A 22,443-nucleotide genomic window follows, 5' to 3' on the forward strand; every position below is an offset into this window, starting at 1 on the left:
AATACAAAATAGTAGGTATTTTGCATTTTCGAATAGAATATATAGATTGGTAAATAGAGAGAAAAGGGGATATCGGGATGAATATTATTGAAATTGAAGGGTTAGAAAAATCGTTTGATATTGGGGATAGTAAAGTAAAGATCTTAAAAGATATTAATGTTCAAATTCAAAAAGGTGACTTTGTTTGTATTATGGGGGCAAGTGGATCGGGTAAAACGACTTTACTTCAGCTGTTAGGTGGATTAGATATTCCATCGGTAGGTAGTATTCGAGTTGATGGTACGGAGATTTCAACATTAAAAGAAAAAGAGCTCGCTTTATTTAGAAGGCATAAAATCGGTTTTATTTTTCAGCAGTTTAATTTAATTTCAGTGTTTAATGCGGAGGAAAATGTAGGGTTGCCTTTACTATTAGATAATGTTTCGCAAAAGAAGGCAACGGTGACAGCAAATCGTTTATTAGAGCTCGTTGGATTGAAAGGAAAAGAAAAGCATTTACCAGCACAGTTATCAGGTGGGCAACAGCAAAGGGTTGCGATAGCAAGAGCTTTTGCAAATGAGCCGGCTATTATATTAGCAGATGAGCCAACAGGGGCGTTAGATTCAGAAAACAGCAAAAATATTATCGCGGCACTTCGCAATGCATGTGATGAATTAGGGCAAACAGCTGTCATTGTAACGCACGATCCGTTCGTAGCGGCCCATGCTGATAAAGTCGTTTTCTTATTAGATGGTGAGGTGATTCATGAGCATACTGAAAGTAAAGGGTGGAAATTTCGAAATATCCCGCAACAAGTTACTCACATTCAAGAGATTATGAATCGTCACTTTAAAGTAGGAGGTAAAGGTGATGCGATGGGTAATTAAGTATGCGATAAAATCGATGAAACAAAATTGGTTGCGGAATATGTTGATTGCCCTCGGTGCAGCTTTAGGTGTTATGTTAGCGACGATGTTATTACTAGGTAATCAATCAGTAGAGCAAAGTGTGAAGGAACAAGTAGTAAGTCGGTATGGAGATTATAATTTACAATTTGGCTATATAAAAAATGACATGTATTTAAATAATGAAAGTTTAAAAGGAATAGATGGCTTAGAAAATGCTGAAAAAATATCAAAAGCACTTATACCGTATCCTTTTCCACATTATAAAGAACTATCGGGAAAGCCATCTTATTGGGGTGTTGAGCAAGATTCTCCAGAAATGCATTCTTATAAAATATTAGAAGGACGATATCCGAAAGAAGGTGCTGAAGTAGCACTGACAAAAGGGTATACAGATCGTGAAAATATACGGGTAGGAGATACGATTAAACTGCCATTCCCGCAGCATGGTGAAAAGGCTGTGAAAGTTGTCGGTATTTTAAATCCACCGTTAATGGCGTCAATGGGGCATAGTGCTTATTTTCCAATCCATTGGCTTCAAAAAGAATTAAATTTACCAAATCAATTCAATCTTGTTCAAGTGAAAGTACAAGATGTAAATGTGAAAAAAGCAATTGCTTTTGATGTACATAAAAAGATTGAAAATATAAAGGTGGACCAACGTACTTATGTAGATAAGGCATTTGAACGCCTAAATGTAATGAAGCCATTAATTTTTAGTTTAGGTGGTATTGCCTTATTTGTTGTAGCCCTTTTAATAATGGGAAGTTTCTTCTTATCTGTCAGAAGTCGATTTAAGCAATGGGCATTATTACGTGCACTTGGTAGTAATCCAAATCAAATTATATTAGTCGTTTTATTAGAGGCTTTATGCATCGGAGCAATCGGATCACTAGCAGGAGTTATTCTTGGAGCAGGTACGCAAACAATTGCAGCATCATTCATCAACAAATGGGTGAATATTGAGGATGCAGGGAAAGAATCATTCTCGATTTCAGGCGAGATTTTACTCATTACGTTTTTACTAGGGATTGTTATGTCTATCATAGGGGCTATTATACCAGCCTTTATGGTTAGAAAGATTCCACCAGTTCAAGCGCTTAGGCCAGGTCTTCCTAGTAATGAGAAAAAAGAAAAAAGGTGGAGTGCTTTTAGCCTTAGCATTTTAATCATTGGTACTGTTATTGGACTAGCAGGTAACGTATTAGAGCAGTATATCGGTTTTAATCCAAGTGCGATAGGTGCGCTGTTATTTGCGGTCGGATTGTTATTTGCGATTCCGTTATTTATTCGGATGATAGCACCAGTGATTGCAAAACCACTTCAAATGATATTACGAATTGAAACGACGATTAGTAGTCGAAATGTAATTCGTTATCGAAATAAGGCAGCTGTATCGGTTGCTATATTAGCATTTGGTTTTATGTTAGCCCTTGTTGGAACGATGTATGTAAATTCTATGTATGAAGGTACGAAGAAAGGATTACAAAAACATTTACCAGCGGACTTAGTAATAAGAATTCCGGTAGAGTCGCAAGGAATAGAAACATTACCGTTTAGTTGGATGGAGAAGGTTAGAAAAATTGATGGTGTGGAATCAAGTGTTGGGAATGCTACTGACTTTACAGCAAAGCTTGTGAATTATGACTTTAAACAAGCGAATCAAGAATGGTATGAATTTGCGAAAAAAAACAATTTGAACTACGATTCAATGGAAGTTGTCGGTAACGATATTGTAGCGTACCAGAAAGTAACAAAGGCGAAAGTGATTGCAGGGCAAACTTTAAGTAAGCCGTTACAAGATGGTGAGGGAGTCATTACGAAGGAAGTGGCTGGAAATTTAGGACTTCAGTTGCATGATACGATTGAAGTACAAGGAAAAGGGAAAGAAAAACAAACGATTAAAGTCGTTTCGATTATTGAGCAAGGATTAAGGTTAAGAGGGTTAGATATTTTTGTAAATGAACAATGGGCTCGCGATAAGTTTCACGTACAAGGATATGAAGCGATTCAAATTATGACAAATTCTAAACAATCATTTGAAGCGATTAAGAAGCAAGTAAAAGAAATTACAAATAATAAAGAGAATGTAGAAGTTATAAACAGTTATGATTTATTGAAAGAACAAGAACAGTTATTATCGCAAATGATGATGTTAATTCGCTTGTTAGTTGTAATTGTTTTCATTATTTCTGGTATAGGGTTAATGAATGCGATTGTCTCAAGTTTACATGAAAGACGTGCTGAAATTAGTATGATTCGTGCGGTAGGAGCTATTCCGAAGCAAATGAGACGGATTGTTTTATTAGAGGGTACTTTACTTGGAGCGATAGCTGGTTGTATTGGGGTTTTAGGTGGAATTGTATTTAGTTATATTGTGTTATCAAGCTTAGAGTTAACGGTTATTATCATTCCGTATAATCAAGTTTTAATATTGGCACTAGCTAGCATTATACTCGGAGCAGGAGCAGCAATGATTGCTTCATTACAATTAAGAAAGTTTAAATTGAGTGATACTTTAAAGGAGTTATCAGCATAAAAGATTACTATATCCCGCTCATACAAAGTACAAAGAAGACGAATAAAATGATAACAATACCAATGCCAAAGTTAAATACAAGAGTACTATCCATATATGTAACCTCCTTGTTTGAAAGTAAAAAGCACTCTGGCTGGAGTGCTTTTTATTATCCGAATATGTCGCAACGAACGCCGCAACATATAGAAAGGGAATAATGCGTTTAAAGAGTTATATTAATTTATGCATTAATTTTGTAAATGAGCAGGTCCTGCTCAGGTATAGAAAAAAGACACTCTTTCGAGTGTCTTTCATGATGACAAAACGTGCCAATTGCTTGGGTTTGATAAGACGTTAATTTTCCGGTTAACAGTCTTTCTTAATCAAGAAGTGTAACAACAGCGATTCAAATAAATTGTAGCATTTTTTAAAGGGGTGTGCGTATGTAACTATGCATATTACGATTAGAGGAGAATCAAGTTTGGAAAATGAATGAGTAAATACATATAGATTAGTAGAGTATTTGATAAGGAGCGAGATGAATGGATATACATAAGTTAACAGAAGAAGAAGCGAAAGAAATAAATACGTGGAAGTATGAAAATCCCTATACGTTATATAGCTTTTCGGGAGATGCTGAAGTAATAGAAGAGTTGCTAGATGGGACGTATTACGGTTGTTGCGGAGGGAATGGAGAATTCATCGGCTATTTTTGTTTTGGAGAAAATGCACAAGTGCCAGGGGGAAGAGATGCTAATTTATATAGGGGAGAAGATGTAGTAGATATTGGGCTTGGAATGAAGCCGGAGTTAACAGGAAAAGGGATGGGGGAAATATTTTTTCAAGCGGGAATAGCATTTGCTACTGAGGAATTGAATTCGAAAATGTTTCGACTGAGTGTAGCGACATTCAATAAGAGAGCGATTAGGCTGTATAAAAACATTGGATTTCAAGTAGGACCTCTTTTTTTGAGCCGTGGAAGAGAGTTCATGCTTATGGAATATGAAAGGCCGTCAGTGTGAAACTGACGGCCTAGATACGTTACTCTGAATGCTCAGCACGGTGTGCTAAACGGCTTGAAGCAGCGGCAGCGATTCCGCCAACGATATCATCAAGGAATGTATGAACTTTTCCAGTTGATTTATCATTTAAGTATTCTAAAATACCTGGTTTTAATTTATCGATATATCCAAAGTTCGTGAAGCCAATTGACCCGTACACGTTAACGATTGAAAGTGCGATGACTTCATCAATTCCATATAGTCCTTCATCGCGTTTTACGATATCTTGTAACGGCTGACTTAACATTCCTTTTTCAGCAAGGACATCAAGTTCAATGCCTGTAATAAGAGCGTTTTGTACTTCTCGTTTTGATAGTACACGCTCAACGTTATAGCGACATTCTGACATCTCTAAATTTGCATGGTATTTCTTTTGAAGAAAATGAACAAGATCAGCAATATCGTCAATTGTTACACCGCGCTCTTGTAATAGTTGTAATGCTCTTTCTTGTAGTTGATTTGAGTCTTTCATGTTTATCACCTTTTTTTCTTTTTAGTATTTGTATACGTTTCATTGCTTTATCATGTGCATAGGAATGAAAGGCGAGCACAAGCTCATATATATAAAGAAAAACCATAGGTGGCGACTGCGATGATTCAGCATATTTATGAGCATTATCACATGCATGTTAAAGAATTAATCCCCCTTGGCCCCTATAAAAGCTTTTGGATTCGCAACAGAATTTATGTACTTGTTCCAATTGGAGAAATGGAGGAAGAAGTACTTGTAGAGATGAAAAAGCTCAGTGATTATATGAACCAGCAAGGGGATATAACTGTTTCGACTTTCGTTCCGACTATACACGGCTACTATGTAAGTGAGATAGAAGAAAAAAATTACTGCTTATTAAAAGGTATGCGTATGTTAGAGCGACATGCTACATCATTAGGAAGTGAGCTTTCTATATTCCATAAACGTGGCGCATTCTTTCCAGAAGAAGTTGAGCAATTAAGCCGCATTGGTGAATGGAAAGCATTATGGGAAAAAAGGCTCGACCAATTAGAAAGGTTTTGGCAATCGCAAGTGATGAACCATCCTTCAGACGTATTCGATCAATTGTTTATTGAATCCTTCCCATATTACTTAGGAGTTGCAGAAAATGCAATTCAATATGTTGTCGATACAGAAATGGACGATACACCACAAATAACTGACGCAGCAACAATTTGCCAAGAACGATTTACACCTTTATTATGGCAGCAAACGAAGCGTTTAAAACTTCCTTTTGATTGGGTATATGATCACCCAAGTAGAGATATAGCAGAATGTATTCGCTATATGATGATAGAAAAAAAGAAAGATTGGGAGCAAACGGTAGTTCAATTCATTACAGATTATGAACGTAATTATTCGCTCTCTTCATTTGGTTGGCGCTTATTATTCGCAAGGCTTCTGTTCCCGCTTCACTACTTTGAAACGATTGAACGATATTATCAAACAGGAAACGAAGAACAAAAAGGCATATATAGAGCCCGTTTAGAAATCATTTTACATGATGTGAAGCGCACTGAGCAATTTATGAATCATTTTTACGAGTCATTTCGTTTACCTGTTGAGAAGTTAGGCATTAGGAAATTAGATTGGCTGTCTTAAAATGAAAAAAGAGACCGGGTGAGGTCTCTTTTTTATATATCACAATTGTATGTAATACATTATGCCCCTACCTGTTGATCTGCACATATATTTAAAATGAATTGATGTCTTTCGATTTTTTCATTTACTTTACTCAATAATTCTTGCTGGATTTCTTTAAATAAAAATTGATAACTTGCATTCCATGTTGGTATAACGGATGAAAGGTCTAATAAATACTCTTTTTTCTTTTCTAGTTCTTGAATTGTTAAGAAAGTGTTCCCCATTCTTGGCATGTGTCGTCCCCCTATGTTTTTTTCTGTATATGTGTGAACGATTCTATAGTATTAATTATCGCACTTTTTGAGAAGGATTTCCAATTTTGTTTTATGATGTTAAAGGGGAAGTGTTATTTGAATAAAAAAAGAAACCCATTTGGGTCTCTTTCTAGGAAGCGATTCTGAACGAGCCACCGCCGCTTTTAGATAATGTCTAGCTCCAGCGGCTAGAACAGTCGGCCATTTCGCGCCTTCCTGTGAGGCAAAAAGCGCCTCTATGTCAGAAGCTCCATCCTCCTCACATTTTGGACGAGCCGCTTCCGCTTTTAGATGTTATCTAGCTCTGGTGGCTAGCTCTTCGTGTCTAAGAACCTTCCGCATAAGAAGGCAAAAAGCGCCTTCTATGCGAAAGAACCTTAGCCAGTCAGAGCTGAACGAGCCACCGCCGCTTTTAAATTAAAATACTTGTTCTACTTCAATAACGCCTGGTACTTCTTCAAGTAATGCGCGTTCGATACCAGCTTTTAGTGTGATTGTAGAACTTGGGCAGCTTCCGCATGCACCCATAAGGCGTAATTTTACGATACCTTCTTCAATGTCTACTAATTCAACGTCTCCGCCATCGCGAAGTAAGAATGGACGTAATTTATCTAATACCTCTAGTACTTGTTCTTGCATATGTGGGTTTTCCATTTTTATCGACTCCTTTCATCAGTTTTATTATAATCAAGATAGAGGGGAAAATCTATTTTTTCTCTTCTTGTTTTATTGTCAAAATATTATATCGTGTGTACAACGTGTTTTTTCAGTATAGGGGTATGGAATAAGTTTGTAAAATGATGTGCTTGTGTACTAAGGTATCTGAATATACTGTTAGGGCAAGAAGTGGGGGAGAAGAAATGGTTAATGTGCAAGTGTATGGGACGAAAGTGATTTGTGCGAGTTGCGTCGGAATGCCATCTTCAACAGAAACGTTTGAGTGGTTACAAGCGGCGATTGGTCGTAAATATGAAGGACAAGAAAATAAATTTAATTTCGAGTATATTGATTTTCAAGAAGAACAAGAAGATGAAGATAAAAAAGCATTCGCAGAGCGCGTAGTAGAAGAAGATTTATTTTATCCAGTCGTTCTTGTGAATGGAGAGATTGTTGGAGAAGGAAATCCTCGTTTGAAGGATGTTTACGAAGAAATCGAGAAATATTTATAAAGCAGGGAGTCTTTGCGAATTTGCAAAGGCTTTTTTTAATGGAGGGATAGATGTGGAGAATGGAATAAAACAAGTTTTACCAGAAGAAGTAAAGCAATTAATGGAGCAGTACATAGTAGAATTAAAAGGAATTTTTTCGGATGAAAAAATAGTCGGGGTATATATTTACGGATCAATCGCGTTAGGAGCATTTCATATAGAAACGAGCGATGTTGATTTTGTTACGGTAATAAGTGATTCCGTGAATGGAGCTGAAAAACAACAAATTATAGAACTGCATAAAAAAATTAGTAAAAGTACGTTAGGTAAAAGAATGGATGGTATGTATATTCCGCTTGCTGACTTAGGGAAATACAATCATGAAATGAATGAGTACGTATATTGTGCAGATGGTAAGGCTGATATTGGTCATTGGGATATTAACGCGGTAACATGGTGGACATTGAAAAATCAAGGTATTACAGTTACCGGGAAAGAAGCAGAAGACCTTCCTCTCCAAATACAATGGGACCATGTAGTAAATACAATGAAATACAACGTAGAACAGTACTGGAGTGAAAAAGCGAAGAGACCCTATTTATTTTTTATAGAAGAATGGGTGGAATCAGCAGTCGTTACGATGGGACGCATTTTATATACGTTAGATCATAAAACAATCGTTTCAAAAGATAGAGGATTGCAATATTTATTAGAACGTTCAGCGAAAGAATGGGAGCCTTTATTGAAAGAGGTAGAGCGAATGCGGCATAATCCAGAAGAAAAGAAAAAGTTCTCTCGTTGGAGACGGGCTGATATGACGAAGCAGTATTTGCTGCATTTAATTGAAGCATGTAGAGAGAAATGGTAGGGGAAAAAACAGACGATACAGTAAATTGTATCGTCTGTTTTTGCATTAAAATTGGTATATAATGGTTTAAAAGGTTTAATTATACTGGAGGAGATAGGATGAACACAGAATTAGCTACATATGAAGAAAAGAATATACAAATGAGTATGCTCGAAGTAATTAGCATTATAATAATTACTTTTGGGGTAATGCATGGAATGGGTTTTTTGAACTTTTTATATGACTCCTCATTATATCCATGGTATGTAGACCATCTTATCCCACCCTTTACGTTTTGTACGATTATTGTAATGTATGCACCAGCAAGAAAGTATTGTTCACAGCTAGTAAAATCACTACAGTTCAATAATTTTAAACATTATGTAACAATAGTAATGACGATGATCATACTGCTTATATATCTTGCGGTATTAAATTTAGTTTTACCACAGGGGCTTAGTGTGGATGAGTCAAATATAGTAATAGAGCCTACTATAAGTGAAATCATTTTATACGTAGTTGTACTCACCATTTTTGCACCGATTTGGGAAGAACTTTTATTTCGGGGGATATTTTTCACGAAATTATCTCAGCGCTTCTCTACACTTACTAGTATTGTTATAAGTGCTTTTATATTTACTTTAGGTCATCCCCTTACTTTAGGTAGTATGTTATATATTTTTGGTATAGGTGTATGTTTAGCCTACACATATAAGAAAACAAATAATTTACTCGTTCCATGGGGAATTCATTTATTAAATAATTCATTTTTTATATTAGTAAATTTTCAAATGTAAAAAGACGCCTTTTTGAAAAGGGCGTCTTTCCTATTTTGCAGTAGGTAGAAAAGGCTTTACAAGTATTATGTAGAGGAAAGATAATAGAAAAAATATGTGTATGGGGGAAGACGATGAGTAAATATAAATTACATATAGACAAAGAACAATTATGGAGAGGTTGCATCTTAAAGTCGATTGCAGATGCAATTTTTGTAGCACATGCTCCTGATTTCTCACATGAAAGTTCATGGGATGGATTTAACTATAGTATGCAAGATAGTCAAGGCGGAAGAGGGACAATTACTTTTGATTCGAAGTACACAATCGTATGTCTTCAAGATGTGAATAGTGAGAGAATTGATGAGTGGATTGATGCGGAAAATTATTTTGAAGGGGCACCTTCGGAAGTGATAGAAATTGCTAAAGAAGAAGCACTTCAATACGTATTAGAAGAAGTGGAGGGCGAAACAGTGCCGTTCATTACAGCGGCGTTTTGGATTGAGGAGAGCGGTGCGTATTCAATTGATTCATTTGAAGAGATGGAAGAGCATGGCGGATTCTTATTAGAAATCCCACTACTTGATCTGCAATCAGCAATAGAAAGATTAGAAGAAGAATATGAGCTGACAGAAGAGCAAATAGAGCTTTTACAACTCGTGTATGAGAGAAAAATCAAAAATCCAAACGAGGAAATGATGTTGTCTAAAGAAGAAGTGGCGATGATCGGAACGGATGATAGTGAAGGATTGGAAGTGAGTAAGGAGTCGTTTGAAGAAATGAATATTACTTGGGCGTTGTAGGAGGGGATATAATGTTTCCAATTGGTGAGCAGCCGAGGATTATAAAGGACTTGGAAAATGTTACTGTTAGTTTAGAAGAATTAGCGATTGAGGGGAAAACAAAAAATATAGAACGATTAGCATCTTTACAAGTTAAGAAGTTATGGGTTTTCGCAGTAAATCAAAAGCAATTTGAGCATATTCTTACGTACGCTCGTCCAAATATATTGTACGTTTACGAAATGAGGATCGAGGATTTAAGTAGCCTTCAAAAATTATCTGATTTACAACAGTTGTATATGTGCTGGAATACAAAAGCGAAGACGTTATGGGATATTGCGTATAATAAAAAACTCAAATCCTTACTAATTGATGATTTTTCTAAGCTAGAAGATTTAACTGCTTTAAGTAAGTGTCCGCAACTCAATACCTTTTACATGGGCGGTGGGATAAATACAGCAATGAAAGTACAAACTTTACAACCATTCGTTGCATTACAGCATTTAAAAAAACTTACTCTTATGAACTTAAAGGTTAAAGATGATTCGTTAGAACCTTTGATCCAATTGAAAAATTTACGAGAGTTAAGTTTATCTAATCAATTTAAGGTGGAAGAGTATGCAAAATTATCTGTAGCATTGCCATATACGAAATGTGAATTTTTCAGACCTTACGTATATATGAACGATGCAATAGAGGGAAAGAATATAATGGTGATTGGGAGAAGAAGACCAATCCTTAATTCGAAAACAGATACGGTAAAGATGCAAAAGTATGAAGATCAATTTAAAAAGTTACAAGAGGAATATAAAGAACTAGTAGAAGGTACAATGTGAAGTTACATTGCACTTTCTACTAGTTTTTTCATATACATATCAACTTCATGAAAGAAGACTGGCTCTTTCTCCTCGGTATTAAGATGAACAGCACAATGCAAATATTGCTGTAAGTAGCGATTAGCTTGTTCGTACTGTTTTAATTTGTAGAAAGAGAAACAGGTAAGAAGCAGAAACGCTTTTTCTTGTAATATTGGAACGACAGCTAGTACAGGAGTTATGGAATGTATAGTTGTTTTTATTAAATTTTTATATGAAGCCCACGTTTGAAACCAGTCGAAAATAGTAGAAAGGTAATTCGGAATGTCGATAGTTTCATGTGAAACATTATGTAATAACTGGTTCTGTTTCATATGTATAGGCTCTATCCTTGTTCGTAGAATGCAATCGAATATTGAGATGTTTTCTTTTACTTGTAATTGGTCCGTAATAAGTTGCGGGAGACCAATTGGATGAACACCTATATTTATATAGAAATCATCTCCAAACTGGCTTTTTTGTATATGAATGATCTTATAAAATCCGTTATCAGCTTTGGAAAATGTATGTCTTTTCTTCTTAAATCCAAGTGGTTTTAAAGCAGCGTGTAAATTTATCCCGCATTAACGGGCAGTAAGACTCTCACTTCAAAATTCGGCGAATGCGAGGGAGTTAGACGGGAGATCAACTGCCCGTAAAACCCCCACTGATTATTAGCCTTCACTTTATAATGAAATCTTGCACCAGTGTGTACTCCTTTAGAGATAGGTTTATTCTTCATCATAATTGTATGTAGTTAAGTTTTGTAAGAAGCTTTCAAAATTAGGTGCTAATTCAATAATTTCCTCAAACTCATTATCGATAAATATAACTGGAGGATTTTCAGCTACGTTTCGATAGTCTAGTGCAATCCACGTATGTCCGTCACCAGATAAAAGCACGATATTCTCAGGCATGTCCCATTCCTGAATTAAATAATGGCTCTCTAAAATACTAGACTCATTTTCATCAAAAGAAATGCCATATAATCCAGAAACATTAACGTGATCGTCTGCCCAAGAATTTGGCTCTGAAGTAGGGTGAGCATCTAATCGAAGAGTTCCTCCGTTTTGTTCTTTTAGAAGATTTATGTACGATTCTGGGAGCTTTACGTTTAGTACTTCTTCTGCTTTTTTTATTAGTTCGTCGTTAATAGGTGCTAATTTTAAATAGTCATCTTCTGCCCAAAGTGTAGTCTTCATATTTGGTCACCTCAAATAATAGTTTTATAAACTTTATTTTGTATATTATAGTTAATTAAAAAATTGCGCAATAGAGGGAGGAAATCTTATGATTAACCACAATAAAATTAAACAACTGTTAGCACATGTAGATCGCGCTGAGGATAATGAAATTGAGTTAGAGTGTGAATTTGAACCAATGACAATAGAATTATTTAATAGTGAAGAAATAGAAGAAGGGCAACTTGGTTATAGCTTTGATGATGAAGGGCAAAGCTTAGTTGGAAATGAAGAGGGAGATTGGAAAGACGGGTGGATTGTAATTGGGATAGATTCGTATCTCGGAGACCCGATCTTTGTAGATAGTAATAATGAGAATTGTCCGGTTTATACAGCTATGCATGGTGAGGGAGATTGGGAGCCAGAATGTATAGCTAAACGTATAGAAGATGTTATTGAGAAAGTGAAGGGTAATGTGGGATAGTTGTGTAAGTGGAAATATGTTTGAAATAGTAGAGAGCTAATTTGTGAAGTCTCTTAAGTCGAGATTTTAGGCTAGGTTATATTACAATAGTAGTTTAATAGGAGAAGGGTGTGTCAAAATGATTTTGATACATCCTTTTTTGCGAATATATAAGATGTTTAACATAGTGTATTAAATGTCTTATATATGAGTATTCTAATATATTTAATAGTAAAATGGAATATAGAATGGATAATTGTCGGAATGTATTCGATTTTTGTTCATTTTTATGAAATATAACTATTTTTTGTTAGATTCCTTCTTTTTATAGATATACAATAAAGTTATATAGAAATAAGAGAAGGATGATGTACGTGAAGGACACTGTTTTACAAGAAACAATTTCTCCGCAAGAATTACATAAAGTTGTTCAAAAGAATACAGCTTATTATGACTTTAAATGGGGCAAAGTAGAAAACCCAGCGCAAGGGAATACGTGGAATTGGGTAGCCTTTTTCTTTCCAACTTTTTGGTTAGCTTATCGTAAAATGTATAAGTTGTTTATTATACTTACATTATTATCGGTACCTAGTGTACTTGTAGCCCCTTTTATAGACATTCCGGATGGGATTTTTTTATCAATTAGTTTAGCTTTTCAATTAGTAATGATGATATTTACTGGATGGCAAGGAAACCGTTTATATTATAAGCACGCTGTTCGTATTTTACATAAAGCAGAAGATACGCTTGATCATGAGAAGGCGTATTACTTACAATCAAAGGGTGGCGCTAGTTTTGCTGGTATGATTGGTTTACAAGTTATAGTAGGGATAGTATTTGGTGTAGCCACGTTCGGACTCTCCTTGTTACCAACTGAGCCGAATATAAAAAATGTTGTTCGTTCAAGTGATGAAGGATTTGCTTTAGAGGTTATGAATGATAATCCAACTTGGAAGTTTGTAAAGAAAGAAAAGGATTATGACGTAGTAGAGTTTACTGGTTATGATTATGAAGAGAAGAAAAATATAAAAATTAAATTTGCTGTTTATTTTAGTGAAGACTATTTTGAATGGCAAGAAGTATATGAGAATAATAAGAAGTTAAGTGAAGAAGAGTTAGAAGAATATCAATTTTACATTGAAGAGAATAGTTGGAGTTTCTAGAGAGAGCTCGTTCATTTTGAAAAGAAGAATCTTGTGAGGGTTCTTCTTTTTATATATTAGAAAAGTAAATAATATTAGGAGGAAAAGAGAGTATGATGGATGTACATTTTTATGATTGGGCTAAGAAACGTCCTAAAAAACATTATAATCGATTACATGAAATGAGAATTTTTGAATTGATTTTTTCAAAGGAATTAAGTAAGTGGGATCTTGGATTAGAAAATGTAGAAAATATTGATATCTACTGTCTAGCAAATCCTAATAAAGATATTTCTTATGAACTACATGAGGTCCTAGGGGAGATTTGTATATCCGTGCCTTATGATTATATGCAATTTTTAAATTTGGAATCAGTTGAGGAGAAGTATAAGCATTTTTGTGAGTTGGTTTACCTCTATGTCGTGCCAGCTATTGAAAAGTATTCAAAAATATCATTAGAAATGATTAAAGAGTATGTGAATGAAGCGCTTCAAGAAATAGAGAAAGAGAATTACGAGATTGTGTTTTTAGTGGATAAAACACCGAAGAAGAGCCCAAGTCGAAAGAAAACGGCTATATTAAAAGGAATTCATCGTTCGGAAGGATTTCAGCTAATGTGTGAAGTGTATAACGATAAAGGGCTAAGAGTAGTAAATAAATTACTCGTAGAAGAAGTAGGGAATGCAGTAGTCTATTCTAGATTTTTAGGCAAACTAAAATGGGAAAATGAGCACTTAATAGTAGTGAAATCCAAGACAAGCAGCTGGATGGAAGAAGTACATGTCGAATAAGCTAATTAACGAAAAATGTGAACACAAAACACCATACTAATTGAAATTTTGTAAAATACAATAAAAAATGAGAATTCCAGGTAGGCTTGTCAATAACGTAAGACTATGGCACTATAAAGAAATGCTGTACAAATTTTATTTATCGAGATGTAAACATCAATTTTGATTTTTACGTATAAATAATGAACGGAGGAAATGAATTTATGGCTACTTTACCAAATTGTCCAAAATGTAATTCAGAATATACGTATGAGGATGGCGCTCTTTTCGTATGTCCAGAATGTGCCCATGAGTGGGGTCAAGAAGCGGAAGCTGAAAGTAATGCTGGTGCAAAAGTTGTAAAAGATGCGAACGGAAACGTTCTTCAAGATGGCGATGCTGTTACTGTAATTAAAGATTTAAAAGTAAAAGGAACTTCTTCAGTTGTAAAGATTGGTACGAAAGTAAAGAGTATCCGTCTAGTTGAGGGAGATCACGATATTGATTGCAAAATCGACGGTTTCGGAGCTATGAAGTTAAAATCACAGTTCGTTAAGAAAGCGTAAGATTAGCAAAGAAAAAAGACGCTCTGTAAGTAACTTGCAGAGCGTCTTTTTTATGATTGTACTTCAACTTCTTTCAACTGGCACCGCTTATTAAAGAACGTTTTATACCCAAGCTGTAAGAAGATAATAACAGAGAAAGCTGTACTTCCAGAAATGCCAAGTATAATCGCAATTTGATATTGGATAGCTGTAAATGGTGATACACCGGATAAAATTTGTCCTGTCATCATGCCTGGAAGACTTATAATTCCCATTCCGACCATAGAATTGATCGTTGGTAAAATAGCAGAGTCAAAAGCGTCGCGTATGAGCGGCGCAGCGGCTTCTTTCGGTGTTGCGCCAAGCATAAGTGCGCCTTCAATATGGTCTCTTTGTGATTTCATACTGTTTAAAAAGGTGTTTGCCCCGAGGCAAATACCTGTCATAGCGTTACCGATTAGCATGCCGGCAATAGGAACGATATATTGCGGAGCATACCAAGGATCGTGTCCGATAATGACAAAGATAAATAGTAGAAGCGGGCCAAGTGATCCAGCAATCATGGAGAGGGCGGCTACTCGTTTTAATTCTTTTGACATTGGAATATTAACTCGTTTATAAATATTGAAAATCGCAAATGTAGTAATAGAAGTAATGAGAGCTATTGTATAAAACGGATTACTATTTTCAAATATGTATGTAAGAACATATGCAACTAGTACAAGCTGAATTGTCATACGTAATGTAGCAATTGTAATTTGTTTCTCACGCGGTATTCCTTTTAATTTCACAAGCCCGATCAAAATAAGGATGAAAATATATGCAGCTGCAAGTTGCCAAATTTGTAGTTCAATAACGCCCTTCAATTGATAGCACTTCCTTTCTAGTTGCACCGTTTGTTTTACTAATTTCAATAATATCGTCTGCGATTTCTTCTGGAAGTTGTTGCGAGTGCGTGATGAAGATAACTGTTTTTTTCTTTTCTCTTGCTAGCATAGTAAATTGTTTCATAACGCGGCGTTCTGTGTCACCATCTAGTGCCGAAGTTGGTTCATCTAATAAATAGACGGGCGGATCCATTAGTATAATACGAGCGAAAGCAAGTCTTTGTTTTTCGCCACCTGATAAAGAAGAGGTGTTATCTTCTAATTTTTTATCTAGGCTAACAGTCGTTAATGCGCCTTGCAGTGCGTCGTCATTTGGAAATGGCTTTTCAGAAAATCGAAGTCCCATTAATAAATTATCTTTAATTGTTCCATCAAAAATAGGCGGAGTTTGTCCGAGCATGACAACTTCACGGCGTAATTGAATGGGAGGATAATCTAAAATAGATTTTCCGTTATACTCAATTGTGCCAGATGTTGGTGATTGTAAATCGTTTAACATGCGAAGGAATGTGCTTTTACCACTACCACTTTCACCTATAATACAAGTTGTTTTTTCTTTTTGAATCTGTAAATAAGGAATGTGTAGAATATCTTTATATGTGATGTCTTTTAATATAAACATAAATTGCTCCTTTCTGATTCTAGTTATATCGTATCAAAAAGAGAGAAAAATAGAAAAATAAAGACTCTTTAGAAGGAACATCTTTTTTCTTTGTTTTAAAACTTTGCGCGTGGCAGGAAAAGTCACTGACCGATCCTATACATAGCCAGTCCCTCTCGACCATTTAAAAAAATGCTTTTCTGTCGGTTTTTCATAGAGTGACTGAGTAGTTACAAAAAATGAATAGAAAAAGGCTGTCTACTATGTAGGCAGCCTTTAAAGTATTAACCGTTATGATATTTGTACATCCAAAGAAGACCGGATTTTAATAATCTCGGTACACGTCCCATTAATGGTTGGTTTGCTAGTAAACCAAATCCGTGTTTTTTGCCGAGAGAACCGAGAACACCTTTTAATTTAATAACAGGCAGTTCATCAGGAAGGGGTTCATTATTCCAACGTTTTAATAATATTTGGACAATTTGTTCTCCTTGACCTTCAGCAAGTTGAGCAGATGGTGCGTGTGGAAGTGCTGCACAATCTCCTACGACATAAATGTGCTCATTATTTGGAATATTGTGATATTTAGTTAAAACAACCCGTCCACTACCATCTTGTTCTACTGGAAGGTTTCGAACAACTTCATTTGCTTGAATACCAGCTGTCCAGACGATTGCATCACATTCAAGTGGTTCATCATGGTTGTATACAATGTTTGGTTCCACTTTTGTAATGTTAGAGTTTCGTATAATGGTAACTTTATGTTTTACAAACCATTCTTCTACGTATCTACTTAATTTCTCTGGATATGGGAATAAAATTCTATCTTTTCGATCAAATAAATAGATTTTTAAATCTGAACGGCTTTCGCGAAGTTCACTTGCCACTTCAACGCCGCTTAAACCAGCCCCAACGACAGCTACTGTTGCATTTGGTTCTAAGCTATTTAATTGTTCATATGTCTTACGTGTTTGTTCAATTGATTGTAGGCTATGTGTATATTCCTTTGCCCCAGGAACGTTATGATATTTATCTTCACAGCCAAGCCCGATAATTAAATCATCATATTGAATCGTTTCACCGCCATCGAGATGAATGGCTTTCGTTTCGAGGTCAATATTTGTTACTGTTCCGTATTGAATATTGAGACGTGGGTGCTCAGGAAACGGTATGCGAATATGCGTTTCTGAAATTGTACCCGCAACTAATGCATAATATTCAGTTTTAAAGCAATGATATGGTACTTTGTCGATTAATGTCACTTGTACATCATCTGGAAGTTGGTTGCTTGGAAGTAGCCGCTGTAGAATTCTCATTCCACCGTAGCCACCACCTAGTAGTACGAGGTGTTTCATGATGGATTACCCCTTTTCTGTTGAAATATCCCCTAATCATACAATTTTATATTAATAAAATATTTTGACTTTACACAATCAAATTATATCGAATTTGTGAACAAATAACAATGCATGAATGAATACTCTGTTGTACAATAAGAAGAAAAGTAAAGTAAGTGGTTTTCATTTTCTAGTTACTATTTACTATTTCATTATGAGTAGTATGTTATATAAAGAAGACCATCTATTATGAAGTGAAATAGTGAAGTAACTAAATAGTTTAGAATATATAACGAAAACAACAAGAAACAGCTTAGTTTTCTTCTTATAAATAAAGTGGAATGGTAACAAGTAGAGAGGGTTACTTATCCGTTTCGCAAATTAGGTATGCACATACCATATAAAGTAAATGGTAATTTGTTTAGAGATACAGGGGGGAGAGAGTTTTGATTAAACCATTAATCGAATTTTGTGTAGGTAACCTTGCAAGCGGTTCGCAAGCAGCTTTAGAAAAATTAGAAAAAGATCCTAATTTAGACGTAATGGAATATGGTTGTTTAGGATATTGTGGCATCTGTTTTGAAGGTCCATTTGCACTTGTAAATGGTGAAGTGGTACAAGGTGCAACAGTAGAAGAACTTGTAAATAATGTATATGATTATATGGATGAAAATCCAATGTTTTAAAGCGTTGCAAACAGGCAACGTTTTTCTTTTTTCATTTATCCCGCTATTTGCGGGCAGTAAGACTCCCACCTCAAAATTCAGCTGAAGCAAAGAAGTTAGGTTGAAGCCCTGTTGCCCGTCCCCAGACTGATTAAAGTTTCACTTTATTAGGAGTGTTTATTTCGAAAAAAAAGCCCTTTTAGAAGGGCTTTTTTCTTACACGATTTGTGTAAGAACGGCTTATTGCCAAAACACTGTCAAATATGAGAAACGGGGGACATTCATATTGTGTTCTAAAAGCATGCATTTTATACTTGAAATAATAAATTACTTTTGGAGTGAATAAAAATGAGCCAATTTTCTTTTACAAAAATGCATGGTCTTGGAAATAGTTATATATATGTAAATATGTTTGAGGAACAAATTAGAGAAGAAGATTTAGCAATTGTAGCGGAAAAGGTTTCAAATATTAATACTGGTATTGGTGCAGATGGAATGATTTTAATTTGTCCTTCTGACGTGGCACCAGTAAAAATGCGCATGTTTAATAACGATGGCTCAGAAGGAAAGAGCTGTGGAAATGGTTTACGCTGCGTAGCGAAATATGCGTATGAGCATAAACTAGTAGAAGGTAAAGTTTTCACAATTGAAACGTTAGCTGGTATTGTTACGGCAGAAGTAACGGTAGAAGATGACAAAGTTACATTAGCGAAAATCGATATGGGAGCACCTCGTTTAACACGTGAAGAGATACCGATGCTTGGTGAAGGAGAAACACCATTTATTCGTGAAAACTTCTTATACAATAATCACCGTTATGCATTTACAGCTGTTTCAATGGGGAATCCACATGCGGTTATTTTTGTTGATGATGTAGAAAAAGCGCCTCTTACAACGTTAGGACCGGTTCTTGAGACGCATGAAATGTTCCCAGAGCGAGTGAATGTTGAATTCATCGAGATTTTGAATGATGAAGAGATGAATTTCCGCGTTTGGGAACGAGGATCTGGTGTAACACAAGCTTGCGGGACAGGAGCATGCGCAGCTGTCGTTGCGGCAATTTTAAATGGGAAAATGGAACACGGTAAAGAAATTACGGTTCACTTAGCAGGCGGCGACTTAATGATCGCATGGACAGAAGAAGGAAATGTATTAATGAAAGGACCTGCGGAAATAATTTGCCGCGGAGTGTATGAGTACAAGATAGAAGCGTAAAGATGTATAATAGAATGAGAACAGAAAGGATGGTGTATTTCATGATTGAAGTAACAGAACAAGCAGCTTTTCAAATTAAAGATATGTTAAAAGATGCTGAAGATGGAGAGAAGTACGTGCGCCTTGCTGTACATGGCGGCGGATGTAGTGGTCTTTCTTACGGCTTAGGATTTGAAGTAGAACCAAAAGAAGACGACACAGTTCTTGAGTTTTTCGGTGTTGAATTTGTTATCGATAAAGAAAGTGCTCCGATTGTAAAGGGAGTGAAAGTTGACTATAAGCAATCTATGCTTGGCGGCGGATTCACAATCGACAATCCAAACGCGATCGCATCATGTGGATGCGGATCATCTTTCCGTACAGCGTCGAATGCTGGTAAGCCAGAAGATTGCTAAGTTTTTTCATCCCTTTATTCTAAGTGGAAATTGAATGGGTAGGTTGCATATAAAGACCTTCTTAGCGATGAAACCAAATCGTTAGGAAGGTCTTTTCTTTTGCGCTAAAAAGAAAAAGAGCATGACAAAGATAACGAATATATGCAAGAAGAAGGGGATGCAAGATCGACGATATTTTTGAATTCGTAGGAAGATATGTGATTAAACCTATAACTAGATTTGTAAGTTACATTGTAATAGATATCATAATAGAGTGCGTAATAGAAGGTGTAATAAGCGGTATAAGGAAATTACGTGATAAGATTCGTGACAAGTGGAAAAATTGGCGTGGAAGACGTTATTGGCGTTAATAGATTGTCATGACTAGGCTAGATGAGTGTCAATAACGTTTTCAATGAAAAAACACTGATTAAAGTTTTAATTTACTATCTTACAAAAGTGTAATGTTTATGTCATGTTTTTGAATTTCTTCTTTAAAGCGAAGGCCTTAAGATAACAATATAAGAAAAACATATGAGGTGAAGGAATTGAAAAGATATATTGCACTTTTTAGTATTTTAGTCGTATTTGCAAGCCTATTAGTTGGCTGTGATTTAAACCGTATGGGTAAAGATGAGTATTACGTTCAAATTACAGTAGATGGAAAAGAATATCATAGTAAAGCTGATAATGGTGAGACGTTTAAAGATTACGAATATAAACTAACTGGTTTTGATAAAGACGGTAAAGAGAAAGAATTAGAATTCATAGCGCAAAAAAATCTTCGTAAAGAAGCATTCCTACGTGTATATCATTCAGATAAAAAGGGTGTATCTGCTTGGGAAGAAGTGAAGAAAGACGAGCTTCCTGCGAAAGTGAAAGAAAAATTAGGTGTGAAATAAGACAGAAAAAAGGAATTGACGAACAGGGTCAATTCCTTTTTTCGTTCTCAAAATCCTCTTCTGAAATTACTTTAAATCCATGCCTTTTGAATAAAGCAGTTGTCACTCCGTAACCAGTTTGTTTATTGCCGTTAAATTCCCCTGTGTAAATAGTAGAACTACCACAAGATGGACTGCGTTCTTTTAAAATTATATATTCTGGGTTTAAAGCTTTTATTTGTTCTAATGCTTTATAAGCACCACGCACGAAAGCTTCCGTGACATCTTGTCCTTTTTTCGTCATTACTTTTGCTTTTCCATCTAAAACATCATCGCCATTACCGCCGATAATTTCAGCAGAAGGGCGTGGTGTTGGTAAACCGCCTAATACTTCGGGACAAACGAGGATGGTATCTTCCCTTTGTAATAACTCTTCTATTTTTGAAACGAGATTATCGTTACCGTCATACCGACAAGCAATACCACCTAAACAAGCACTAATTACAATCATATTTTCATCTCCAATAAAGTTAAATTTTAATCAGTGGGGGTTTTGTCCATCCCCCACTGATTATTAGCCTTCACCAATCGGGCTTTTACGGGCAGTAACCTCCTCGCATTCGCCGAATCTGGAGGTGGGAGTCTTACTGTCCGTTAATGCGGGATAAAAAATATTAAATATCACGCCAATTTCTCTTCCTATTTCTTACCTATAAGTAAGGTGATAAAAATGGGAAGCTTATATAATTTAATGAAACCATATAGTCAATTTCGAAGTAAAGAAGAGTTTAATACATATCAAAAACAAGTTTTGAAGTGCTATCGATTTCAATTGAATAAAACGGATTCTATCATTATTCATTTTTTAGGAAAGTATGCAGTGAATGAGAAACAGAAAACAGTGGGAGTTGCTTGTCCGTTAATGGAGACGATTGCTACAAATGTTGGAAAGAGTATTCGTACGGTACGCCGCTCGATTGCAAAGTTAGAGGAACTAGGGATTATAAAACGTGTTGCGACAAAAGAAAGATATAAGCGCGGGGGATATAGTGCAAACTTATATGTATTTCTTAAATCTGCAATTGACCGCATGGATGACCGTATGAAAATGTCCGCATGTGAAAGTGATGATCGTACAGATGGCTGTAGTGGAAACGAGCAAAAAAATGAGGAGGAAACAATTCTTTCTAAAAACATTCCACAAATAAAAGATAAAAGAAAAGTAACGTACGAGCTTGATGAAACGTATTGTCGTCACGATATACCGAAGCCTTTTATATATGCACTGGTGCCGATGACGAGTAATCCGAAGAAGATTAATATATTTTGGAGTAAGGTGGAACTTGCTTATAAAAAGAGCGGATTACTAGAGCAAGGTGCTTTATTAGAGGGGATATTAGCTGATGAAGAAGCGTATGGAAATTTAATTTGGCGGGTGAAAAGTGTTGTGAGAGCGTATAAGTACGGAGAAATTCGTAAAGATGTTGGAGCACTATTGTATAGTACGATGCGAGATTTATTTTTAGAAATTGGATTAGAGTGGGGAGCGGCATTAAGGAGAAGTAAGGGAATACCGTTATTCGATCCATTTAAAAAAGAGCCATGCGTATAATACATGACTC

Annotated in this window: 28 protein-coding genes; 19 read left to right on the top strand and 9 right to left on the bottom strand. The window is 35.6% G+C overall.

Annotated features, from left to right (window positions below):
* The first annotated feature begins 77 nt into the window (after positions 1–77).
* The 3 genes from MR066_RS16435 (at position 78) to MR066_RS16445 (ending at position 4,424) form a co-directional block, all read left to right on the top strand.
* Positions 78–866 carry an ABC transporter ATP-binding protein gene (locus tag MR066_RS16435; protein WP_242247752.1) on the top strand — a complete coding sequence of 263 codons (789 nt, stop codon included), beginning with the start codon at positions 78–80 and terminating at the stop codon, positions 864–866.
* Positions 850–3,423, top strand: coding sequence for an FtsX-like permease family protein (locus MR066_RS16440; protein WP_242247754.1), 2,574 nt, complete (start codon positions 850–852; stop codon positions 3,421–3,423). The genes MR066_RS16435 and MR066_RS16440 overlap by 17 nt, the downstream gene beginning before the upstream one ends.
* 521 nt (positions 3,424–3,944) lie before the next feature.
* Complete coding sequence (locus MR066_RS16445) at positions 3,945–4,424, top strand: GNAT family N-acetyltransferase (protein ID WP_242247755.1); 480 nt, start codon at positions 3,945–3,947, stop codon at positions 4,422–4,424.
* A gap of 19 nt (positions 4,425–4,443) precedes the next feature.
* Here the strand turns inward: MR066_RS16445 and MR066_RS16450 are convergent, their stop codons facing one another.
* The gene (locus MR066_RS16450) at positions 4,444–4,935 is read right to left on the bottom strand and encodes a phosphatidylglycerophosphatase A family protein (protein WP_002015902.1); all 492 of its coding nucleotides are present in this window, start codon (positions 4,933–4,935) and stop codon (positions 4,444–4,446) included.
* A gap of 120 nt (positions 4,936–5,055) precedes the next feature.
* On the opposite strand from MR066_RS16450, the gene yutH reads away from it, so the two are divergent.
* Positions 5,056–6,057, top strand: a complete 1,002-nt coding sequence (gene yutH / locus MR066_RS16455) for a spore coat putative kinase YutH (RefSeq protein ID WP_061673656.1) — start codon at positions 5,056–5,058, stop codon at positions 6,055–6,057.
* Positions 6,058–6,116: 59 nt separating this feature from the next.
* On the opposite strand, the gene MR066_RS16460 is transcribed toward yutH, so the two are convergent.
* Positions 6,117–6,332, bottom strand: coding sequence for a hypothetical protein (locus MR066_RS16460; protein WP_001137788.1), 216 nt, complete (start codon positions 6,330–6,332; stop codon positions 6,117–6,119).
* A gap of 438 nt (positions 6,333–6,770) precedes the next feature.
* On the bottom strand, positions 6,771–7,007 hold the full coding sequence (locus MR066_RS16465; protein ID WP_000431159.1) for a NifU family protein: 237 nt from the start codon (positions 7,005–7,007) through the stop codon (positions 6,771–6,773).
* Positions 7,008–7,213: 206 nt separating this feature from the next.
* Here MR066_RS16465 and MR066_RS16470 point away from each other — a divergent pair, with 206 nt between their 5' ends.
* The 5 genes from MR066_RS16470 (at position 7,214) to MR066_RS16490 (ending at position 10,742) form a co-directional block, all read left to right on the top strand.
* Complete coding sequence (locus tag MR066_RS16470; protein WP_000248590.1) at positions 7,214–7,522, top strand: YuzD family protein; 309 nt, start codon at positions 7,214–7,216, stop codon at positions 7,520–7,522.
* A 52-nt stretch (positions 7,523–7,574) separates the two neighbouring features.
* On the top strand, positions 7,575–8,369 hold the full coding sequence (locus MR066_RS16475; protein WP_201053285.1) for an aminoglycoside adenylyltransferase domain-containing protein: 795 nt from the start codon (positions 7,575–7,577) through the stop codon (positions 8,367–8,369).
* A gap of 98 nt (positions 8,370–8,467) precedes the next feature.
* Complete coding sequence (locus MR066_RS16480) at positions 8,468–9,145, top strand: CPBP family intramembrane glutamic endopeptidase (protein WP_151305059.1); 678 nt, start codon at positions 8,468–8,470, stop codon at positions 9,143–9,145.
* 113 nt (positions 9,146–9,258) lie between these two features.
* On the top strand, positions 9,259–9,927 hold the full coding sequence (locus tag MR066_RS16485) for a hypothetical protein (RefSeq protein ID WP_242247757.1): 669 nt from the start codon (positions 9,259–9,261) through the stop codon (positions 9,925–9,927).
* 11 nt (positions 9,928–9,938) lie between these two features.
* Positions 9,939–10,742, top strand: coding sequence for a leucine-rich repeat domain-containing protein (locus MR066_RS16490; protein WP_242247759.1), 804 nt, complete (start codon positions 9,939–9,941; stop codon positions 10,740–10,742).
* Between the two features lie 2 nt (positions 10,743–10,744).
* Here the strand turns inward: MR066_RS16490 and MR066_RS16495 are convergent, their stop codons facing one another.
* Together MR066_RS16495 and MR066_RS16500 are read right to left on the bottom strand one after the other, a co-directional pair.
* Complete coding sequence (locus MR066_RS16495; RefSeq protein WP_201053686.1) at positions 10,745–11,338, bottom strand: DUF4304 domain-containing protein; 594 nt, start codon at positions 11,336–11,338, stop codon at positions 10,745–10,747.
* Between the two features lie 153 nt (positions 11,339–11,491).
* Complete coding sequence (locus MR066_RS16500) at positions 11,492–11,962, bottom strand: SMI1/KNR4 family protein (RefSeq protein WP_113709191.1); 471 nt, start codon at positions 11,960–11,962, stop codon at positions 11,492–11,494.
* 88 nt (positions 11,963–12,050) lie between these two features.
* Between MR066_RS16500 and MR066_RS16505 the strand changes: the two genes are divergently transcribed.
* From MR066_RS16505 to phnA, 4 genes are all read left to right on the top strand, one after another.
* Positions 12,051–12,425: a hypothetical protein gene (locus tag MR066_RS16505; RefSeq protein WP_061673650.1), complete on the top strand. Its 375-nt coding sequence runs from the start codon at positions 12,051–12,053 to the stop codon at positions 12,423–12,425.
* Between the two features lie 347 nt (positions 12,426–12,772).
* Positions 12,773–13,567 carry a DUF2628 domain-containing protein gene (locus MR066_RS16510; RefSeq protein WP_242247761.1) on the top strand — a complete coding sequence of 265 codons (795 nt, stop codon included), beginning with the start codon at positions 12,773–12,775 and terminating at the stop codon, positions 13,565–13,567.
* Between the two features lie 92 nt (positions 13,568–13,659).
* Complete coding sequence (locus MR066_RS16515) at positions 13,660–14,337, top strand: hypothetical protein (RefSeq protein ID WP_063218119.1); 678 nt, start codon at positions 13,660–13,662, stop codon at positions 14,335–14,337.
* Positions 14,338–14,540: 203 nt separating this feature from the next.
* Positions 14,541–14,882, top strand: a complete 342-nt coding sequence (phnA, locus tag MR066_RS16520; protein WP_242247763.1) for an alkylphosphonate utilization operon protein PhnA — start codon at positions 14,541–14,543, stop codon at positions 14,880–14,882.
* A 50-nt stretch (positions 14,883–14,932) separates the two neighbouring features.
* On the opposite strand, the gene MR066_RS16525 is transcribed toward phnA, so the two are convergent.
* From MR066_RS16525 to MR066_RS16535, 3 genes are all read right to left on the bottom strand, one after another.
* Positions 14,933–15,727, bottom strand: coding sequence for an ABC transporter permease (locus MR066_RS16525; protein ID WP_063218120.1), 795 nt, complete (start codon positions 15,725–15,727; stop codon positions 14,933–14,935).
* Positions 15,711–16,370: an ABC transporter ATP-binding protein gene (locus MR066_RS16530; RefSeq protein WP_242247765.1), complete on the bottom strand. Its 660-nt coding sequence runs from the start codon at positions 16,368–16,370 to the stop codon at positions 15,711–15,713. Before MR066_RS16530 ends, MR066_RS16525 begins: the two co-directional genes overlap by 17 nt.
* Positions 16,371–16,633: 263 nt before the next feature.
* Positions 16,634–17,704 carry an NAD(P)/FAD-dependent oxidoreductase gene (locus MR066_RS16535; protein ID WP_242247767.1) on the bottom strand — a complete coding sequence of 357 codons (1,071 nt, stop codon included), beginning with the start codon at positions 17,702–17,704 and terminating at the stop codon, positions 16,634–16,636.
* Between the two features lie 428 nt (positions 17,705–18,132).
* Here MR066_RS16535 and MR066_RS16540 point away from each other — a divergent pair, with 428 nt between their 5' ends.
* The 5 genes from MR066_RS16540 to MR066_RS16560 all read left to right on the top strand — a co-directional run bounded on the left by MR066_RS16540 (position 18,133) and on the right by MR066_RS16560 (position 20,842).
* The gene (locus MR066_RS16540) at positions 18,133–18,372 is read left to right on the top strand and encodes a YuzB family protein (RefSeq protein WP_002015892.1); all 240 of its coding nucleotides are present in this window, start codon (positions 18,133–18,135) and stop codon (positions 18,370–18,372) included.
* Between the two features lie 327 nt (positions 18,373–18,699).
* Positions 18,700–19,566: a diaminopimelate epimerase gene (gene dapF / locus MR066_RS16545; RefSeq protein ID WP_002015893.1), complete on the top strand. Its 867-nt coding sequence runs from the start codon at positions 18,700–18,702 to the stop codon at positions 19,564–19,566.
* 41 nt (positions 19,567–19,607) lie between these two features.
* A complete protein-coding gene (locus tag MR066_RS16550) occupies positions 19,608–19,961 on the top strand; it encodes a HesB/IscA family protein (protein WP_002034566.1) in 354 nt (117 codons plus the stop codon).
* Positions 19,962–20,125: 164 nt separating this feature from the next.
* The gene (locus MR066_RS16555) at positions 20,126–20,311 is read left to right on the top strand and encodes a hypothetical protein (RefSeq protein ID WP_242247796.1); all 186 of its coding nucleotides are present in this window, start codon (positions 20,126–20,128) and stop codon (positions 20,309–20,311) included.
* 177 nt (positions 20,312–20,488) lie between these two features.
* Complete coding sequence (locus MR066_RS16560; RefSeq protein WP_016102206.1) at positions 20,489–20,842, top strand: YxeA family protein; 354 nt, start codon at positions 20,489–20,491, stop codon at positions 20,840–20,842.
* 28 nt (positions 20,843–20,870) lie between these two features.
* On the opposite strand, the gene MR066_RS16565 is transcribed toward MR066_RS16560, so the two are convergent.
* A complete protein-coding gene (locus MR066_RS16565) occupies positions 20,871–21,332 on the bottom strand; it encodes a 2-thiouracil desulfurase family protein (RefSeq protein ID WP_242247768.1) in 462 nt (153 codons plus the stop codon).
* Between the two features lie 219 nt (positions 21,333–21,551).
* Between MR066_RS16565 and MR066_RS16570 the strand changes: the two genes are divergently transcribed.
* Positions 21,552–22,433, top strand: a complete 882-nt coding sequence (locus MR066_RS16570; RefSeq protein WP_242247769.1) for a helix-turn-helix domain-containing protein — start codon at positions 21,552–21,554, stop codon at positions 22,431–22,433.
* Positions 22,434–22,443 lie beyond the last annotated feature (10 nt).

The organism is Bacillus cereus group sp. BfR-BA-01523, assembly GCF_022662615.1.
Lineage (GTDB): Bacteria > Bacillota > Bacilli > Bacillales > Bacillaceae_G > Bacillus_A > Bacillus_A mycoides.

Bases quoted from the DNA above. Each gene is read 5' to 3' on its own strand.
- MR066_RS16465 (WP_000431159.1), bottom strand. From the start codon at position 7,007: ATGGAAAACCCACATATGCAAGAACAAGTACTAGAGGTATTAGATAAA.
- MR066_RS16515 (WP_063218119.1), top strand. From the start codon at position 13,660: ATGATGGATGTACATTTTTATGATTGGGCTAAGAAACGTCCTAAAAAA.
- MR066_RS16445 (WP_242247755.1), top strand. From the start codon at position 3,945: ATGGATATACATAAGTTAACAGAAGAAGAAGCGAAAGAAATAAATACG.
- MR066_RS16530 (WP_242247765.1), bottom strand. From the start codon at position 16,370: ATGTTTATATTAAAAGACATCACATATAAAGATATTCTACACATTCCT.
- MR066_RS16450 (WP_002015902.1), bottom strand. From the start codon at position 4,935: ATGAAAGACTCAAATCAACTACAAGAAAGAGCATTACAACTATTACAA.
- MR066_RS16565 (WP_242247768.1), bottom strand. From the start codon at position 21,332: ATGATTGTAATTAGTGCTTGTTTAGGTGGTATTGCTTGTCGGTATGAC.
- MR066_RS16490 (WP_242247759.1), top strand. From the start codon at position 9,939: ATGTTTCCAATTGGTGAGCAGCCGAGGATTATAAAGGACTTGGAAAAT.
- dapF (WP_002015893.1), top strand. From the start codon at position 18,700: ATGAGCCAATTTTCTTTTACAAAAATGCATGGTCTTGGAAATAGTTAT.
- MR066_RS16505 (WP_061673650.1), top strand. From the start codon at position 12,051: ATGATTAACCACAATAAAATTAAACAACTGTTAGCACATGTAGATCGC.
- MR066_RS16570 (WP_242247769.1), top strand. From the start codon at position 21,552: ATGGGAAGCTTATATAATTTAATGAAACCATATAGTCAATTTCGAAGT.
- MR066_RS16510 (WP_242247761.1), top strand. From the start codon at position 12,773: ATGTACGTGAAGGACACTGTTTTACAAGAAACAATTTCTCCGCAAGAA.
- MR066_RS16535 (WP_242247767.1), bottom strand. From the start codon at position 17,704: ATGAAACACCTCGTACTACTAGGTGGTGGCTACGGTGGAATGAGAATT.
- phnA (WP_242247763.1), top strand. From the start codon at position 14,541: ATGGCTACTTTACCAAATTGTCCAAAATGTAATTCAGAATATACGTAT.
- MR066_RS16435 (WP_242247752.1), top strand. From the start codon at position 78: ATGAATATTATTGAAATTGAAGGGTTAGAAAAATCGTTTGATATTGGG.
- MR066_RS16500 (WP_113709191.1), bottom strand. From the start codon at position 11,962: ATGAAGACTACACTTTGGGCAGAAGATGACTATTTAAAATTAGCACCT.
- MR066_RS16470 (WP_000248590.1), top strand. From the start codon at position 7,214: ATGGTTAATGTGCAAGTGTATGGGACGAAAGTGATTTGTGCGAGTTGC.
- MR066_RS16485 (WP_242247757.1), top strand. From the start codon at position 9,259: ATGAGTAAATATAAATTACATATAGACAAAGAACAATTATGGAGAGGT.
- MR066_RS16480 (WP_151305059.1), top strand. From the start codon at position 8,468: ATGAACACAGAATTAGCTACATATGAAGAAAAGAATATACAAATGAGT.
- MR066_RS16440 (WP_242247754.1), top strand. From the start codon at position 850: ATGCGATGGGTAATTAAGTATGCGATAAAATCGATGAAACAAAATTGG.
- MR066_RS16550 (WP_002034566.1), top strand. From the start codon at position 19,608: ATGATTGAAGTAACAGAACAAGCAGCTTTTCAAATTAAAGATATGTTA.
- MR066_RS16460 (WP_001137788.1), bottom strand. From the start codon at position 6,332: ATGCCAAGAATGGGGAACACTTTCTTAACAATTCAAGAACTAGAAAAG.
- yutH (WP_061673656.1), top strand. From the start codon at position 5,056: ATGATTCAGCATATTTATGAGCATTATCACATGCATGTTAAAGAATTA.